Annotated in this window: 10 protein-coding genes and 1 tRNA gene; 4 read left to right on the forward strand and 7 right to left on the reverse strand. The window is 61.1% G+C overall.

The genetic code is table 11. The annotated features are described in order from the left end of the window. Window positions 1-10: 10 nt before the first annotated feature. Window positions 11-1,117, reverse strand: a complete 1,107-nt coding sequence (locus BSG19_RS08380) for a polyamine ABC transporter substrate-binding protein (protein ID WP_092986691.1) — start codon at window positions 1,115-1,117, stop codon at window positions 11-13. Between the two features lie 146 nt (window positions 1,118-1,263). Next, a complete protein-coding gene (locus BSG19_RS08385) occupies window positions 1,264-2,673 on the reverse strand; it encodes a helix-turn-helix domain-containing protein (protein ID WP_092986693.1) in 1,410 nt (469 codons plus the stop codon). Window positions 2,674-3,118: 445 nt separating this feature from the next. Between BSG19_RS08385 and BSG19_RS08390 the strand changes: the two genes are divergently transcribed. After that, window positions 3,119-3,358 (forward strand): SMc00767 family acetate metabolism repressor, encoded by a 240-nt coding sequence (locus tag BSG19_RS08390; RefSeq protein ID WP_092986695.1) that lies wholly within the window; start codon window positions 3,119-3,121, stop codon window positions 3,356-3,358. A 231-nt stretch (window positions 3,359-3,589) separates the two neighbouring features. Continuing rightward, window positions 3,590-5,542, forward strand: a complete 1,953-nt coding sequence (locus BSG19_RS08395; protein WP_092986697.1) for an acetoacetate--CoA ligase — start codon at window positions 3,590-3,592, stop codon at window positions 5,540-5,542. Window positions 5,543-5,868: 326 nt separating this feature from the next. On the opposite strand, the gene BSG19_RS08400 is transcribed toward BSG19_RS08395, so the two are convergent. Continuing rightward, window positions 5,869-9,918, reverse strand: coding sequence for a sensor histidine kinase (locus BSG19_RS08400; protein ID WP_092986699.1), 4,050 nt, complete (start codon window positions 9,916-9,918; stop codon window positions 5,869-5,871). 257 nt (window positions 9,919-10,175) lie between these two features. Here BSG19_RS08400 and BSG19_RS08405 point away from each other — a divergent pair, with 257 nt between their 5' ends. Both BSG19_RS08405 and BSG19_RS08410 read left to right on the forward strand, forming a co-directional pair. After that, window positions 10,176-10,613, forward strand: coding sequence for a phasin (locus BSG19_RS08405; RefSeq protein WP_092986701.1), 438 nt, complete (start codon window positions 10,176-10,178; stop codon window positions 10,611-10,613). A 136-nt stretch (window positions 10,614-10,749) separates the two neighbouring features. After that, window positions 10,750-10,826: transfer RNA gene (locus tag BSG19_RS08410), tRNA-His, on the forward strand. Between the two features lie 258 nt (window positions 10,827-11,084). Here the strand turns inward: BSG19_RS08410 and BSG19_RS08420 are convergent. The 4 genes from BSG19_RS08420 to BSG19_RS08435 all read right to left on the reverse strand — a co-directional run bounded on the left by BSG19_RS08420 (window position 11,085) and on the right by BSG19_RS08435 (window position 16,041). Beyond that, entirely contained in the window at window positions 11,085-11,480 is a 396-nt protein-coding gene (locus tag BSG19_RS08420) for an FAD synthase family protein (protein ID WP_092986705.1), read from the reverse strand. Between the two features lie 49 nt (window positions 11,481-11,529). Next, window positions 11,530-13,059 (reverse strand): CDP-glycerol glycerophosphotransferase family protein, encoded by a 1,530-nt coding sequence (locus tag BSG19_RS08425; protein WP_092986707.1) that lies wholly within the window; start codon window positions 13,057-13,059, stop codon window positions 11,530-11,532. A gap of 224 nt (window positions 13,060-13,283) precedes the next feature. Beyond that, the gene (locus tag BSG19_RS08430; RefSeq protein ID WP_244529145.1) at window positions 13,284-15,257 is read right to left on the reverse strand and encodes a methyl-accepting chemotaxis protein; all 1,974 of its coding nucleotides are present in this window, start codon (window positions 15,255-15,257) and stop codon (window positions 13,284-13,286) included. Between the two features lie 406 nt (window positions 15,258-15,663). Continuing rightward, window positions 15,664-16,041, reverse strand: coding sequence for a hypothetical protein (locus tag BSG19_RS08435; protein ID WP_092986709.1), 378 nt, complete (start codon window positions 16,039-16,041; stop codon window positions 15,664-15,666). Window positions 16,042-16,152: the final 111 nt, after the last annotated feature.

Below are 16,152 nucleotides of genomic sequence, written 5' to 3' on the forward strand. Positions count from 1 at the left end.
AGGTCGGGACTTACTGGCCGGTCAGGACCCGAGTCCAGAGGCGTGTCGCCACGCGTTGCGTTTTCGGGTCCCATGGGGAGATGGTGTAGAGCTTGGCCATCGTCGCCTCGTCCGGGTAGACGGCGGGATCTTCGAGCACCTCCTTGGACACGAACTGCTGCGATGCCTTGTTGCCGTTGGCGTAGAAGACGTAATCGGACGCCTTCGCGATGACCTCCGGCTTCATCATGTAGTTGATGAAGGCATGGGCTTCTTCCACATGCGGCGCATCGGCCGGGATTGCCATCATGTCGAACCACATCTGCGCGCCTTGCGACGGGATGGAGTAGTTCACCTCCACGCCGGCCTTGGCTTCCTCTGCGCGCGAGCGCGCTTGCAGCAGGTCGCCGGAATAGCCGAAGGCAACGCAGATGTCGCCATTGGCCAGCGCATTGATATATTCGGACGAATGGAACTTGCGGATGAACGGGCGCGCCTTCAGCATCAGCTCGCCAGCCTTTTCGAGATCCGCCGGGTCGTGGCTGTCGGGGTTGAGCCCGAGATAGGTAAGGGCTGCCGGGAGCACGTCCTTCGGCGCGTCGAGCACGTAGATGCCGCAATCCTTGAACTTCGCGGCGATCGCCGGGTCGAACAGGACCTCAAGGCCGGGACGGGCGTCGGAGCCGAGGATTTCCTTGGCCTTGGCGACGTTGTAGCCGATGCCGTTGGTGCCCCACATGTAATCGACGGCATATTCGTTGCCGGGGTCGTAACGGGCGGTGCGCTGCATCACCATATCCCACATATTGGCGATGTTCGGCAGCTTCGACTTGTCGAGCTTCTGGAAAACGCCAGCCTTGATCTGGCGCTGGAGGAAGTCTGCCGTGGGCACCACGACGTCATAGCCGGTGCCTCCCGCCAGAAGCTTCGTCTCCACGATTTCGTTGGAATCGAAGACGTCGTAGACGACCTTGATGCCGGTTTCCTTCGTAAAGTCTTCAAGGATGCTGGCATCGATATAGTCGGACCAGTTGTAGACATTGACGACGCGCTCCTGCGCGCTCGCAAACCCTGCCGATCCGGTCAGGGCAAGGCCAGTGATCAGGCCAGTGACGAGGCGGACGATCTTCAACGACATGCTATTCCCCTTTATTGTTCGCAACCGTGATTGCGTAAAGAAAGGTTAAGCAGCTTTCCCACGAAGCTCAAGGGCTTTCGCACCTGCAAACAACGCTCTTGAAAGACATCCACGGGCGTCGTTCGCGGATGCCGCCGGCGTTGCATTCACTGGAAGTCGAAGACGCTCAGCCCTGTCACCATCTCATCGAGTCCGAGGGGACGTGTCACGGGCGGTTCGGCCCGCGCAAGACAGCCCTGACGCTCGCAGAGGCGACAGGCGGTGCCTGCGGCAAGCGGTGGTGCAGGCACGGCGGCATAGGCCGTCTCCCCGGCTTGCGCCGCCTCGCAGCCGAGAAGAAGCGCGGTGCGCCGGACACGTTCGTTGAAACCCGAGCGCGGCCCGTCCGTCGTGCGGGCGACGAGCAGAAAGCTGGCGCCGGCCGGCATGTCGGCGCGCTCCACGAGGATCTGCCCCGGTTGGGCAAAGGTCGCATGCACGTTCAGCTTGACGCATCCGCCGCCGAAGGCCCGATGCGGAAAGCCGGTGGCGCCACGCGCGCGCAGCCGGTTGCCGGCATGGTCGATCTCCATGAGGAAGAAGGGAGGCCCGAGCGCGCCGACCCGCTGCAACGTCACCATGCGGCTCGCTGCCTGCTCGAAGCTCACCCGCATGCGCACACGCACGAGGTCGATATCGAACTGCACGCGCCGACAGATGTCGATGAAGGTGCCGTAAGGCATCATCAGCGCCAGCGCCGCATAACGGGCAAGCTCGAAGCGGGCGATGCGCCGCGCCTCGCCGGAGGTGAGCGGCAAAGCCGCCAGCTCTTCGGCGAGCGCATCCGGCATCGCGAAATGCGCGGCCTCCATGGCGATCTCGCAGAGCTGGTCTTCGGACGAGAGACGTTCGGACAGGAACAGCCGCAGCGAATGGCGATCGAACCGTCGCCGAAGATCCGGCATGACGTGGATCGGCAGCGTGCGCACGACCAGTCCATGGTCGCGTCGCAGCCAGTCTTTCAGCGCCGCCTGCAGGTCTTCCCCGGGCGCAAGCCGCTGATGGAACGCCTCGGCCGCCGCATCGAGCCGCGCGAAATGATAGGGCCGGTTCTCGAAGATCTCGCGCACTTCATCCATCGGCAGGCGGGCGCCGCTGAGGGCTGCGGCCTGATCCTGACCAGACAGAAGGCTGGTCAGGTCCTTCAACCGGGAGCCCTGCTCCTGATAGGCCCGGTAGAGCTTGATCAGCCCCATGGCCGCATTCGGCGCCGCTTCCGCGATTTCGATCAACTCCTGATCGCCCGGCAGCTCTCTGGACAGAAGCGGATCGGCAAACACGGCGCGCAACTCACCCAGGCTGTCGGATGCGTGCCCGCGCAGCTCGGCCAGGTCTATCTGGTAGACCGAGGCTAGCTTCAGGAGCAGCTGCACCGTCAGCGGGCGCTGATTGCGCTCGATCAGGTTGAGATAGGATGGCGAGATCCCGAGCGCCTCCGCCATTGCCGTCTGCGTCAGCGACAGCCCGTTGCGGATACGGCGGACACGCGGTCCTGCAAAGATCTTGTTCTCGCTCATGACAAAATTTACACCGCGCCGGAAGGTTCGCTGTTTGACAGTCTTTACAATATTACAGACCCATGATGTAAAAGACAAGACAGCATAACCTCTTTCGCCGTCGCAATGCTCTGAAAGAATTGGAAAAAATTTGATGGTTCTGTAAATCTCTCTGCATGGATCACGCTGGACAAAGGCACTGTTCCCCAAGTGATCGATACGAGAGGAGGATCTCATGACGAAATTTGACACGACGATGCTTTCCGCCATGGCCGGCGGCTTCGACAGGATCGTGCGGACCATTCGGGTGGAGGGTGTGGCGCGCCCTTGAGGCTCTGTCGCCCTTCGCTCGGCACGGGTGCCGAACGGCGCGAGCCGCCTCCGCATGGGCGGCTAGATCCCGGCAATCTCATGCCTTCGAAAACACAACTTCAGAACGACCATTCTCAAAGAGAGGACGACGACAATGACGATCCAGACCCGCGTCAAGGAACGCGCAGACGAACAGGCATCCAGCATGACGACCGACCAGCAGGCCGCGATCCGCATGGTCGCCAACGATCTGCACCGCCTGAACCACACCATCATGAAGGCCGTCGAGGCAGGCGTTTCGGTCGAGCTCGTCCGCTCGGCCCGCCATCACGCGGGTGAAGGCAACTGGGGTGACCTGATGATCCCTGTTATCGTTACCCAGGGCCATGGCTGAGACCGCCACCGGCTGTGATCGAAGGCCCGGCAAGACCTCTGCCGGGCCTTCGTCATGCCAAGGCAGTCCTTAACCGCAGCAGTCTCAAGTGGCAGAGCTGTTGTTTCCCACGTGGGCGCAATTTTGGCGCTATTTCCGGCTGCGGAGCGAAAACAAGAAACGGGGTCCAAGGTCCGTTTACGCTGCGCAATGACGTGTTATAGATCGAGTGCCGCGTATAAGGGGAACGTCATGCAATCCGACCAGCCGCTCTGGACACCGTCGCAAGCCTCTATCGAAGCACAGCCGCTGACCGCCTTTATGACCCAGTGCAGCCAGCGGCATCGGGTGCATTTTGCCGATGTCGATGCGTTTCAGGCATGGTCGGTTGCCGACCGCGGCAGTTTCTGGAGCGAGTTCTGGGATTTTTGCGGCATCGTGGGCGATAAGGGCGCTCGCACGCTTGTCGATGACGGTCATATGACGCAAGCCCGCTTTTTTCCCGATGCCAGCCTGAACTTCGCCGAAAACCTTCTGCGGAAAACCGGTAGCGAAGATGCCATCGTGTTTCGCGGTGAGGACAAGGTGGAGTCTCGCCTCTCCTGGGATGCGCTGTCCGTGCTCGTTTCCCGCCTTCAGCAGGCGCTGGTCAGCCTCGGGATCGGTGAGGGCGACCGGGTTGCCGCTATGATGCCAAACCTGCCGGAGACCGTCGCGCTCATGCTGGCGACAGCGTCGCTCGGCGGTATCTGGTCGTCCTGCTCTCCCGATTTCGGCGAGCAGGGCGTGCTCGACCGGTTCGGGCAGATTTCACCCAAGCTTTTCATCGCCTGCGACGGCTACTGGTACAATGGCAAGCGGCAGGATGTGGCGGTTAAGGTAAAGGCCGTCTCCGACCGCCTCGGCGTTCCCGTGCTAGCCATTCCCTACGCGGGAGAGGCCGATGCACTCGTTGCCACGCTTGCCGACGGCCGCACGCTTCCGGATTTCATCGCGCCATTCCGGGGGCAGGCGCTGTCGTTTCGCCGGCTACCGTTTTCCCATCCGCTCTACATCCTCTTTTCCTCCGGCACCACGGGCGTGCCGAAATGCATCGTGCATTCGGCCGGCGGCACGCTGATCCAGCATCTGAAGGAACATGTTCTGCATTGCGGCCTGAGGGACGGCGACCGCCTGTTCTATTTTACCACCTGCGGCTGGATGATGTGGAACTGGCTCGCCACAGGTCTTGCCGCAGGCGTCACCCTTTGCCTCTACGATGGATCGCCATTCTATCCCGATGGCTCTGTTCTTTTCGATTTTGCTGAGGCCGAGCGTTTCGCCGTCTTCGGAACGTCGGCCAAGTATATCGATGCCGTCAGAAAGTCCGGACTGATCCCGAAGGAGACCCACAATCTCTCGGCGCTGCGCGTCATGACGTCGACCGGGTCGCCTCTGTCACCGGAAGGTTTCGGTTTCGTCTATGAGGGCATCAAGTCCGACATCCAGCTCGCCTCCATCTCCGGGGGCACCGATATCGTCTCCTGCTTCGTGCTGGGCAATCCGCTGAAGCCCGTCTGGCGGGGCGAGATTCAGGGCCCCGGACTGGCGCTTGCGATAGATGTCTGGGACGACGAGGGGCGGCCGGTCAAGGGCGAGAAGGGCGAACTGGTTTGTACCAAGGCGTTTCCCAGCATGCCGATCATGTTCTGGAATGACCCGGACGGCGCAAGATATCACGCCGCTTACTTCGATCGCTTCGAGAATATCTGGTGCCACGGCGATTTTGCGGAATGGACCGCGCATGACGGCGTCATCATCCACGGTCGCTCGGATGCCACATTGAATCCCGGTGGCGTCCGCATCGGCACGGCGGAGATCTATAATCAGGTCGAGCAGATGGAGGAGGTCGCTGAAGCGCTGTGCATCGGGCAGGATTGGGACGACGATGTGCGCGTCGTGCTGTTCGTGCGCCTCGCCCGCGGCGTCTCGCTCGATGACGATCTGGTCAAGGCGATCCGGTCCCGCATTCGCGCCGGCGCCTCGCCCCGCCACGTGCCTGCCAAGATCGTCGCCGTCGAGGATATCCCGCGAACCAAATCCGGCAAGATCGTCGAACTTGCCGTCCGGGACGTGGTGCATGGACGGCCGGTGAAGAACAAGGAAGCGCTGGCCAATCCGGAAGCACTGGATCTCTATGCCGATCTTGAGGAGCTCAAGACCTGATACGGGTAGGGTGCTTCAGGGCGACCGGGATTCTCTGATGACGTCAGTCAAGGGGTCTTTAACGCCGGTCGCAAAGGTGCGTTTTCTGCCTGAAAGCCTCTCATAGAGGCCGCACCGTGTGTTTCAACCACGAGATTGCTGGGAGCAGGTGTTAAGTCTTCCTTATCGTCCGCACGGTCATTGTATAATTCTCGCAGGTCCATGAGAGACCTTGCGCCGGCAAAGCCGGACCTCCGACATGATGTCGAATGTACGTGTTCGAAAGCATTCAACTCGAGGCAGCCGAATGGCTGCCTCCTTTTCGAGCTCTTGTTTCCGCGCTGAACTCAGTTGGCCAGAACCCGTTGCGACGGGAAGGTGATTTCTACAAGCGTGCCCTCGTTCGGCGCCGAGTTGATGGCGAAGAGCGCGCGGTTGGCTTCTGCCATCGCCTTCGTCAGCGGCAATCCCAGCCCGGTACCCTCGCCACGCATGCGCGTGCCGGTCGTCACCTGCCGGAAAGGCTTCATGGCCTGCTCAAGCTCGGTTCGGGTCATGCCGATGCCGGTGTCGCGGATGCGCAGCATCACGCTGCCATTGGCTTCGTAAGCCGTCGATACGACGATCTGCCCGCCAGCCGGGGTGAAGCGTATGGCGTTGGCCAGAATGTTCAGCGCGATCTGCTTGATCGAGCGGTTATCGGCAACGACGTTGGGAACCGAGGTGGACAGCGACGTGCGGATGATAACGCGTTGCGCATTCGCCTGCGGCTGCACCAGCGAGACGGCTTCCGAAACCGCCTCGTTGATCTCGACGGCGGCGAATTCCAGCTCCATTTCGCCAGCCTCGATCTTCGATATGTCGAGGAGATCGTTGACGATATCAAGCACATGGCGACCGGACCGGCCGATGTCGCTCGCATATTCGATGTAGCGCGCACTGCCGATAGGGCCGAAGTGCTCGCTCGCCATCATGTCGGAAAAGCCGATAATGGCGTTGAGCGGCGTGCGGATCTCATGGCTGACGCGTGCGAGAAAATCCGTCTTGTGCGCATTCGCGGTTTCCGCAGCGCGCTTGGCGCTGCGCAATTCTTCTTCCGTGCGCTTCCACTGCGTGATGTCGCGAATGACGGCGCAGTACCCGCTGGAGGAGGACAGGCGGCCCATGGTCATGAACAGCGGAATGAAGCCGCCGGAAGCCTCCCGGCCGATAACCTCGCGGCCGTCGTTGAGCACGCTGGCAACGCCATGGCCGGCAAGCCCCGCGAGATAATCCATGACGGCGCGCTGGCTCTCATGCGCAAACAAGGTCGCAAAAGGCTTACCGATAACGTCGGCATCATTGTAATTGAACAGCGCATTGGCGGAGCGGTTCAGCGACCGGATATCTCCGTCGGAACCCATCACCACCACGCCATCCGTCGCCGTTTCCAGGATCGAGCGGAGTTCCTCGGTCTCGATCCGAAGGGCTTCCACCCGTGCCTCAGCCTCGGCAATGGCAGCCTGATCCGCAATCGACGACCAACCTCTGTCCGCCGCCTCGGATGCTTCCGCGTGGCTTGCGGCCGCATCCGCTGCGATCCCGCCTTCAGGCGGCAGGTCGTCTGCGCCCTCGCCGAGTGAGACGTCGCCCGGCGGTATCTCCACCAGAGCCAGCGACATCATCAGCGCAACGCCCTTTTCCTCGAACCGCATCGCCTGCAGCCGCGCTGTCACCGGCACCAGACGTCCGTCATTGCGGATCATCATCATCGCACCGGGGGGCACGTCGAGAATGCCTTCGTCTTCACCGACGAACAGAGCATCGATGCCGCCTTCCACGCGCAGATCCTGCAGCGTCTGATAGCCGGTCAGCTCCAGGAAGGCTGCGTTCGCATGATAGAGTTCGTCGCCGCTGTGGATCAGCACAGCGCCCTCGAGACGATCGATCATTGCCGGGCTCAGCACGACATCCTTGTCGCCGGCCCCATCGTCGCTCTCGAACATTTCGTTCTCGGCAGCTTCGCTATCCTGCGTCTTTTCGTCCAGCCTGATCTCACTGACGGAAGCCGTCTCAGCCTCTGCCGCCGGCACGTCATCCACGGGCAGGTCTTCAGGCTCCGCGACGGCCTCCTCATCGTCGGCGTCTTCGTCGTGCTCGGCAGCGTCAGCGGGCGTATCCTCGTCTGCAAGCCCCCCGGCGAGGGGCGAGACAGGATCAGCGCTCGTTGCCTCGGGCTCTTCTGCGTCCGCGGCGGTGTCCTGCGACGCCTCGTCAGAGGTCTCGCCGACCGTTACCTCCGCGACCGGTTCTTCAGGCTGCACATCGTACTCTGCGGCCGTCGCCGGATCGGCTGCTGCCTGTTCGCCAGCCTCCGCCTCGCCTTCGGCCGCTGAGTCCGGTGGCTCTGCGCGCTTGCCGAAGGTGGTCGTCAGCTGACGCGCAATCTCGCGGAAAGCCGCCTGCTCGCTGCGCGTCAGCGTTTCGGTGCTTGCCGGGCGGGCGTCGTCTATCTGAACGACCTTGTCGGAATGCTGCCGTGACGGTGTTTCCACCAGCTTCAGCGCCGGACGCTCGCCCATGAAGGGGTCGCGGGGAAGGCCGTCTTCGGAAGGATGGTCCAGGTCGTCGGTAACCGTCTCGTTTGCTGGGATTTCGTCCGCCACGGACACGTCATCATCCGTCGCAACGAAGAACACGCCGTCATCCTCCAGCGTCTCCCGCCTGGTATCGCCGACAATATCTTCCTCCGGCAGGGCAGGGGTTTCCTCCGGAAGCTCGATGAAGGCATGCTCATCCTGTTCCCCATCGTCCGCAACGTCTGGCAGAGCAGCAAGATTGAGCCCGCGTGCGGATGGGTCGGCAACGGCATCGGACACCCGAACGATGCCGAAGCCGCGGAAACCGTCGAATTCCCGGTTGCGAGAGTAGGTCGGCAAGGCCGCGAGATCGACGGGAACGCTGAGCGCCTCGCCTTCGACAGGCCATAGCACTGTTTTGCCCGACCATGTGTCGCGCCGGTTCAGAAGTTCCACGATGGTTCCATCGGGGTCGAGCGCAAACTGTACGGCAAGATCGGCAAAGCTCCGGCCCAGCACATCGGCGGCCTGCGGGCCAACCGCCAGCGCGAATTCACGCGAAATCTCGCTGAAACGACCGTCTGCCCCGATCTTCCAGACGAACCGGATAGACCGCATCGCGGGATCGAAAGCAAAAGCTGCGGGCTCGACAGGAGCGATGTCACCGCTGTCGATGGCATCCACCTCAGGGCGCGGCTCCACAGGCAGGCCATCCGTTACGACGACCTCCTCGCTCACCGCATCAACAACCTCCGAAAAAGCTTGCTCCTCATCCGCTCCGGACGGCTCAGGCTCGTCAACACCATCATGCACGTCCGCATCCGGGACATCGGCCTCATCTACGGTCAGCGCAGCCTCTTCCGGTCCAGTGTGCTCTTCGCCCACATCCGGTGTCTCGTCCAGCGGCGCCTCGTCCTCCGTTGCCGCCGCAAGGTTCTCCTCAGCGTCGCTCTCGATGTCGTTCAGCGAAGCATTGGACGCCGCATCCACGTCGTCGCTCGTCTGGAAAGCGGGCTCGTCAATCTCAGCGCTGGCGTCGTCCATTTCGACGTGGGCGGCTTCAGTGGGCGCCAGAGTCTCCACGGCAACGACGGATGCCGCCGTTTCCACTGGCACGCTGAATTCGCTCGTCGCATCCATATGCCCGAGTATCGTCTCTACCGCGAAAAGCAGATGCAGCGCGGGATCGGCCGAGACCTTGCCGATGGCTGCTGGCAGCGTCCCCTTGCCCGTCGGCACCGGGCGCTTCAGCAGCCAGTCGCTATCGCGGTCGACGGCTTCGACAAGCGACAGCAGCGTTTGCTGTGTCATTCCAAGCGCTGGAAATTGCGGCGACGACGCCAGCACCGCTCCCGCGCCATCGAGAACCGCCATATGCGTATCGGGATCGTCAAAACCGGAAATCATCCGCGCCGCCGTCTCCGCCAACGGCACGGCACGGCCTGTGCGGGAGGACGCAAGGCGCGGCGCGGTAAAGAGGATTGCCCGTTCGCCGGCGCGCACGTCGATCAGTGCCAGTTCGGCATTCACCGTCACGCTCTGGAACCCGGCCGATATCCGCATCAGAAAGCGGCGCGTTTCACCCGGCTCGCGCAGCTGGCGCGCGGTCGACTGCAGCTGGCGAAAGGCGACGCTCGCAGCGCTTGAGCCTCCCGTCAAACCGCCGTCGAGGAAGTCATAGATCGAGGCCAGCCCGAAGAGAGCCGCGCCCTCGCCATTCGACCACAGCACCCGCGACAGATCCGGGGCAAAGAGGATGGCGGCATCGCCGCGCGCAAAATGGTCCCGCACACGTTCATGAACGGCGATGTCGATGAAAGGGTAGGATTTCACGGGCATGACTGTATCCGGCTCTGGCGGAGGTCTCGGGTCTCCGGATGCGTTAATAGACTATTAATATCCGGGACCCCCGAAAGGGTCCAGCTTGACCGGCGTTTTCACAGGGAAAAGCGCCCTCTTTCCTAATGCAAGGTTAATGTAACAGAACGGCACATGGTGCACCGCAACATAATGTTGCATTGCAACATCAATTGTTCTATAGGGTGGTGAGACACACTCTTCCGCGGCTCCCGGCCGAAGCTAAACAGGATATTCCGATGAATCAGGACGTCTTCTCCATCTCGAACTTCGACCCGAGCAAGGTCACCGAAACCTTCCGCGACTTCGCGGAAAAGGGTGCAACGCAGTCGCGCGAAGCTTATGCGAAGATGAAGACCGCCGCCGAAGAGGCTGGCAAGACCATCGAAGCCACCGTCGAGAGCGCGCAGTCCGGGACTGTAGAGTTGAGCCTGAAAGCGATCGACGCGCTGCGGACCAATGCGGAAACGTCGCTGTCCCACATGGAAGCGCTGATCGCCTGCAAGTCCCTGTCGGAAGTCTTCGAACTTCAGACGGCCTTCATCCGCAAGCAGGCCGAGCTTGCCATGGAGCAGGCCCGCGGCATGCAGGAAACCACCCGCAAGGTCGCCGAAAACATGGTCAAGCCGACCAAGGACGCTGCCGAAAAAGCCATGTCGAGCATTCCCCGCGCCTGATCCTGCCGCCTGACACGGTCTGCAAATCCGGAACCGGACGGGAAACCGCCCGGTTTTTTGGCCAAAAATCGAAGTTCGGACTTGCCAAACCGAACCCATGGCCGTAATGACGCGACCAAGCGACATGCTTGTTCGTGCGGTTGTAGCTCAGTTGGTTAGAGCGCAGGTTTGTGGCACCTGAGGTCGGAGGTTCGAGACCCCCCAACCGTACCATTTTTCCCACAAGGTCTAGCTGATCGTCAGCTCCCCGGATCATCCGTGCGGCGTGGGCTCGTTCTGTTTGTCGATCGCTGCATCGTCAAAGATACGCAGGCAACGCTCGTCCGCCCCGATCGTCTCGTTGCGCGACGTATCGTTTTTGCACCGGCAATTCTCTGGCGGAGGTGGCAGCGGATGCCCAAGATCTCTTTCCCGCTGTCGGTTAAGATCGCCCGTTTCTGGTTGTTTGCGTCCGTATAAAGCGTGGCGCACCTATGCCAGTCGCTTGATGCCCTCAAGGGTGGACGTCGTGGAAATACCGTCTGTCCTCGACAGATACACGACCTTGCAGAGCGCATTGAAGTGGTCGAATTTTCCGGCCCAGTCATCTCCCATGACGAGAATGTCGGCTTTGTACTGGCGAATATAGTCCGCCTTGAGTTCGAGCGAATGCTCCAGGAAAACGTCATCGACGCCGATGATGGCTTTGATGATCTCCAGACGCTCCATTTCGCTGTAGATGGCGTTCTTCTGCTTCTTGGACCGGTTCAGCGCGTCCGTTGAAATACCGACCGTCAGATGGTCCCCCAGCGCGCGTGCGCGCTGCAGAATGCGGATGTGACCGACATGGAGCATATCGAAGGTGCCGAATGTTATGACTCTCTTCATGCGATCCCTTTTGCTCTTTTTTCTTTCGTTCGTCCGTGAAGGGGAGACATCACGGCTGTACGAACGTGGCTTGTTCTGCCTGGATTCCTGACGCGATGGCGTCGAGAATGCTGCTTGCAGCCTTGCCCTGGTTGGGCAGGAGCGTTTCGAGCAGGGCCTCGCGCTGTTGTTCGAACGCCCACGCTTTGCCGTTCTTGTATTCAAGCGTCGCCTTTTTCATTTCCTCGAATGTTCGCACGCGTCGCGTTGCGGCCTCTGCCATTTTGCCGAGGGCGTTGAACGGCACATGCTTGCCGGAATCGAAGAAAATAATGGGCTTCTTGAAAAGCTGATACTCGGCGAGGAACGAGAGCCCGTCCGAAATCATGAGGTCGGACTCGGCGAAGAGTTCACCGTATTGCTGCATCTCGATCGTGCAATTGGGGAGCGCGTTCCATGTTGTCTTGAACATGTCGAGGCCTTCTCCTTGCAGCACCTGGCCGAAAAGAGCCGGGTGTGGCTTCAAGACGATATCGATGTCCTGCTGTTCTCGCGCCCACTTGATCATGCTCTCCCAGATCTGGTCGAAGACGCCGAAGCCAATTCCGCCCTTGCCAATCGAATAGTGCGGCGCCCAGATGACCCGGAACGCTTTCTTGCCCCTTGAGGCAATCGGCCACGAGCCAGTGCTTCCAGCTTTCATAAGCCGGTCGAACTTCGGATATCCGCTCAGAATGAATTTTTCAGGATCGGAATGGTTGAACGATCGGAAATAAGACTGGGTGATCTTTGTTTCGCAGAAGACGCGCCATGCGAGCTGATGATAGGCCTGGTCGAAGCCGAAGGCGGACACTTCCGTCGTGACCGGGTCTCCGAGCGAGCTGGCCAGATTGAGGGCATAGGGAACAAGGCACAGCCGCGCGAATGTAAGTTCGGGTGTGCGGAAGGCCGGTGGCAGGCAGGAGTCCCACTGTTGCTGGCGAAAGATGACGGCAGGAGCGAGTGCCTTGAGAATGTCGAGTCCCTCATAGGAATCTTCCATGTCGAACCGAAGATGTTTGACGCCGAGACCCGTAAGTTCTTCGCTGACGATATCTTCACCCTTGAACGGCCCGTATCCCAGAGCTGTAGACCTCACGGAAATGACGATCGGATCGAAACGCGGGTCCTCCAGCATCGCAGCATGCACGTCGCCCAGAGCGTCCCACATGGGAATGGAGTGGACAAGGAACACACAGCGGATCGGAAAATGTGCATGGCGTGCATTGCGCAGAGCCAGATTGGTGCTTTGCTTGATGCTGTTGAGATCGACGCTGCGTTGAGGAATGTCTTTCGAGATCAGGGAACTCAGCGCGGCGAGATCTGCACGGCTTGGTCCTTCTTCCCTGTTTGCAAGAGATCCCACCAGCTCGAACAATCCGTCGAGCGCGGACTTGCTCTGCATCTGCATGTTTTGCAGCACCTTCGCCGTCTCGACATAGATCTCGCCATGCATGTTCTGGATCTGGTCAAACGCCGCGAATTTACCGTCGATCTCGTCGATCCTGGCGGAGAGTGCCTCCAGTTTTTCGATGATGATCGATGCGACGTGGTTATCCATGAAGAGCGTCCTATCAGCGTCTACAGACGCCCTGCATTCCGTGCGGAATCAGCGACGTGTATCGATACGTCTTTATCGATAGCGCCGAACGCTTTAGTGAGGCTTGCGCTCGTGCAACATCGAGACGGGTCTTCTGGAGGACGTGAGGACCATTAACGGAAAACGCCACCCACGACCTCTCGCGGATGGCGTTTCCGTTCACATCTGACGGTCGTTCTGACGGATTAGAAATCTTCCCAGGTCTGCTGTTTTACCGCAGCGTTGCCGGCGAAGGAGCGAGCGATCTGGCCGGTCATCTTGCGGGCAGGGGAGGCTGCCGGCCGGTGGCTTGCATTGGCTGCGGCAATCTGTGTCGAGGCCCGGGCGGGCGAACGGTTGCTGTCGCCGAACTGGAAGCGGGCGATCAGGTCACGCAGGCGTTCCGCTTCGCCTGCAAGTGTCGCGCTGGCGGCGTTGCTTTCTTCCACCATGGCCGCGTTCTGCTGCGTCACCTGATCCATCTGGTTGACGGCGGTATTGACCTCCGACAGGCCGACCGACTGTTCGCGCGCCGATGTCGCGATCGCATCCATATGCTGGTTGATGGTGACTATATAGGTCTCGATGGTCTTGAGGGCTTCACCCGTCTCACTGACAAGCTTCACGCCGCTCTGCACCTCGACCGAGGAGTTGCGGATCAGGTCCTTGATCTCCTTGGCGGCCTTTGCCGAGCGCTGTGCCAGTTCGCGCACTTCCTGGGCGACGACGGCAAACCCCTTGCCGGCCTCACCGGCGCGGGCGGCTTCCACACCGGCGTTCAGCGCGAGAAGGTTGGTCTGGAAGGCGATCTCGTCGATCACGCCGATGATGTTGGCAACCTGATCGGAAGACTGTTCGATCTTCTGCATGGCATCGACCGCGTTGGCGACGACCTTGCCGGACTGGCCCGCGCTGGCATTGGCCTGCACGGCGATCGACCGGGCTTCTTCTGCGCGCTTGGAGGAGTTGGTGACATTGGCGGTGATTTCATCGAGGGCCGCAGCGGTTTCCTCGAGCGAAGCTGCCTGCTGTTCCGTCCGACGCGAAAGGTCGTCGGCGCTCCGGCTGATTTCGCGGGTTCCGGTATCGATCTGCGTGGTTGCCTGGGCCACCGAGAGAAGCGTGGCGGACAGCTGGGCGATGGCATCGTTCAGATCGTGACGAAGCGCCTCGAAGTCGGGTGCGAATGCCTGGTCGAGCTGGAAGCCGAGGTCGCCGGATGCAAGACGGCGCAGGCCCGTGGCCAGGCCGGATGTCGCCTGCTGCATGCGCTCGCGGGCGGAGGCTTCGGCTTCGGCGGTCAGGCGTTCGCGCTCCGCTTCCGCCTGGGCGCGGGCGGCTTCCGCCTCCTGCTCGAGCCGCTTGTTGCTGATGGCGGACTGGCGGAACACCTCGACCGCGCCGGCCATGTCGCCGATTTCGTCTTTCCGATCTGTGTTGCCGGGATTGATGTCAGTCTGCCCGGCGGCCAGCTGGCGCATGGCCTGCGTCATCAAGCGGATCGGACGGCCGACGCTGCGCACGAGAACGATAGCGGAGCCGATCAGGATCAGAATGATGGCAGCATGGATGGCGAGGGAAACCGTGCGGGCCTCAGCGATCATGTCCGCCAAAGACGTCTGGGCATCCGCAGTGATCGCGCGGGCGCTTTTTACCGCATCGTCGATCAGCTGGCTTGTCGTTTCGGCGACCTTCGTATTGTCGGTGGCTGTCGTTGCGACGGCGGCCAGCATCTCCTCAGGCGTCAGCTTCCGGCCGCCGGCCTTCTGGAAGGCTGCCAGAATATCGTCTGCGCGTTTTGCGGAGATCTTTTCGTAGTCACCTAACCGGGCGGCGGTCTGCCGCAGCGTATCCCGCTCCGGTGCGACGAGGATGGGCCGCTGCAGGCCTGCTATGCCCCTTTCGTAATAGGTATCAACGTCCGACATCGCCTTGCGGGTCTCTGCCTCGCTCGTGACGAGGCGGAGCCCCCGCGAAGCAAACCGCATATCGCTCAAGGCGGCCTTGGCACCGACGACGCCATCGAGAACGATCTGCTCACGCTCAAGAATAGCATTGGCCTCGGCGGTCTTTGCATCGCTAATCGTCTGGTTGGCGAGCATGCCGATGACAAGCAGGATGCCGATCCCGGACGTGATCATCAGTTTTGTGCCGACCTTGGCATTCTGGAAAATGGACATGGGCTCTCTCAACGTTTGTTGGGGGGCAAATCTGGAAATGTGGGATGCGACCGTAATGTCGCGCGAAAGCGCCCAGCCGACCTGGGGCCGGCGGCACAACCGATACGTTATGTCGGGGATAGGATCGTACGGGCATCATGCCTGTGATCGATCAGCGTCATTTTAGAGACGTAATCTGAAGAAAGTTTGAATTTTAAACAACTAATATATGGGGTGCGCAACGCATTGGCATTGGAGTGCAGCAATGGACTGAAGGGCGCTTGGCGTGCAGCAAGCCCCGCAGCAACGCGCTATCGCAACGGCCCTGACAGCACGGTGATCGCGGGCGCGTGCAGATGCAGGCGCCCGCAGAGCAAGGGTAAGCGGAGCGGGCGTACCCGCCTGCGCTGTTCCGATACGGTGGATATCAGCGAATGCAGGGATATTCGCAAACATAATCAGGGCGTCGGGGGCTACGACCGTCGTCATCGCGATCGCGACGATATCCATTGTCGCCGGCATCCCGGTCGGCCTGTTCGCGGCGCACGCGGCGGTCGTCGCTGTCGCGGTCGCGCCCTTCATCCTGCGTGCGGTCGGACCGATCATAACGGTTGTCGCGATCGTAGCGGGAGCGGCGGTCGCGCTCGGAGTATACGGGCACGCGGTAGGTGTCGGATCGCGATTCCCGGATATAGACGCCGCCTGTCGAATAGCGGGGCCCGCTATCGTAGCGCGCACCATCATCGACGCAACCGGCGAGGAGGGCGGTGGAGGAGAGAAGAAGAACCGACAGGACGGTACGCATGGGATCAACCTTTCAAGGTGGCAATCTGCAAGACGACAAGCGCCACAACCAACGATACACGTCGCCGCCCGGTGCGCCAGAGACGCGGCAGAGAGACAACGTCATACTCTC

It is taken from the genome of Rhizobium sp. NFR03, from assembly GCF_900111275.1.
Taxonomy (GTDB): Bacteria; Pseudomonadota; Alphaproteobacteria; order Rhizobiales; family Rhizobiaceae; genus Ferranicluibacter.